The sequence below is a fragment of the Arthrobacter sp. UCD-GKA genome, assembly GCF_001863355.1.
Taxonomy (GTDB): domain Bacteria; phylum Actinomycetota; class Actinomycetes; order Actinomycetales; family Micrococcaceae; genus Paeniglutamicibacter.
On the sequence record NZ_MOLR01000027.1, the window covers coordinates 1 to 1,735 of the forward strand.

General features: G+C 65.5%; 1 protein-coding gene. It reads left to right on the forward strand.

Translation table 11 applies throughout. The annotated features are described in order from the left end of the window. The first annotated feature begins 119 nt into the window (after positions 1–119). Positions 120–1,556, forward strand: a complete 1,437-nt coding sequence (locus tag BLJ79_RS22155) for an IS1380 family transposase (RefSeq protein ID WP_071216982.1) — start codon at positions 120–122, stop codon at positions 1,554–1,556. The last annotated feature ends 179 nt before the right edge of the window (positions 1,557–1,735 follow it).

The following is a 1,735-nucleotide window of genomic DNA, read 5'->3' on the forward strand; positions in this document are numbered from 1 at the left end:
CCCGGCCTTTTCATGAAGCGGGGCGTCATTAAGTGCCTTTAACGTCGAAAAGGTGAGCTGATCTGGGAAAATAGAGGTACCACACCTTTTTATCCACCAGAACAGGGCTCACCTTTTCGATGCTTAACGATACCCGTGTTTTCCCGTCCCTCCCGGCAGCCCCGACCGGCCAGTCGCTGGTTTCCCACGCCGGCCTGAACGTGCTCACCTCCTTCCTGGACGCGACCGGCTTCGGCGCCCTGTGCGAAGAGCAACTGGCCGGGTTCGTTCCCGAGACGGCCACCCACCGCCCGGGACGGGTCCTCGGCTCCCTGGCGGTGATGCTCGCCGACGGCGGCGAACACGTCTCGGACCTCGACACCCTGCGCGACAGCCCGGACCTGTTCGGCCCCGTCGCCTCCAACGCGACGGTCTCCCGCTTCGTGGAACGAGCCACCGAGGAGCCCGAGGCCTTCACCTTGGGCTTCGCCGCGGTCGCCAAGGCCCTGCGCTCCAGGATCTGGGAGGCCGCCGGCCCACGGAACCCCGCCACCCTGGCCACCAGGCTGGACCCGCTGATCATCGACCTTGACGCCACCCTCGTGGACGCGCATTCCGAGAAGGAATGGGCCACCGGCCATTACAAGCGCGGTTTCGGGCATTCCCCGTTCGTTGCCAGCCTCGACTACGGCAGGGGAAACGGCACCGGAGAGGTCCTGGCCGCGGAACTGCGGGCCGGCAACCAGGGTGCCAACAGCGCCAAGGACCACATCCGTGTGCTCGACAAGGCCCTGGCCCAGCTGCCCGACTCGATGCGCGACGAGCACGGGAAACTGCATGCCGACAGGATCCTGGTGCGTACCGACAGCGCCGGGGCGTCTCGCGAGTTCCTGAACCACCTGCACTCCCTGGGACTGCAGTTCTCCACCTCCTACACCCTGCCGGTTCCCAACGAGCGCTTCGTCCACTGGATCAATGACAAGGACCTCTGGGAGCGGGTCATTGAGCAGGACGGGTACGAACGCCGCGACGCGTGGGTCATCGATGCAACGAAGGTCATCAAGCTGCATGGCTACCCGGCAGGAACCCGTCTGTATCTCCGGGCCGAACCCTTGCATCCCGGGGCCCAGGCCTCCATCTTCGACGTCGACGGGCACCGGGTGACCGCGTTCCTGACCAACGCCCCGCGCTGGAACGTCGCGTTCCTTGATGCCCGGCACCSCGCCCGGGGACGGTGCGAAAACCGCATCAAGACGCTCAAGAACAGTGGCATGGGGAAGCTGCCCTTTTTCCGGGCTTCGGCGAACCAGCTCTGGACGGACCTCGCGATGCTCGCGATGAACCTCGTCGCGTGGATGCCACTGGCGATCCTGCCCGCCGGCCACGACGCCGGTACCTGGGACATGAAGCGGTGGCGCTACCGGATGTTTTCGATTGCCGGAAAAATCATCAGCAGCGCCCGGCAGAAAAGGCTGCTGATCCCCGAGTCCGCCCCCGAATCACCACTCTTCTTCACCCTCGTCGAGGGAACCGCCCGGCTGCGCGAACGCTGGCGCAACGGACACCTCGCGGCATAGGACCCCCTGCCGCGACCCCTTCGAAACGACAGAAGCAAGCCCCTTTCGGAAGATGGAACCCGACGCCCCCGGCCGGCGACCTGGCCGTTCCTGGCGTGCCCGAAAATACGACAGGCCGCCGAATCCGGGAAAATCACGGATTCGGCGGCCCGTCGGCGTTCCATGAAAAATCAGGGCTA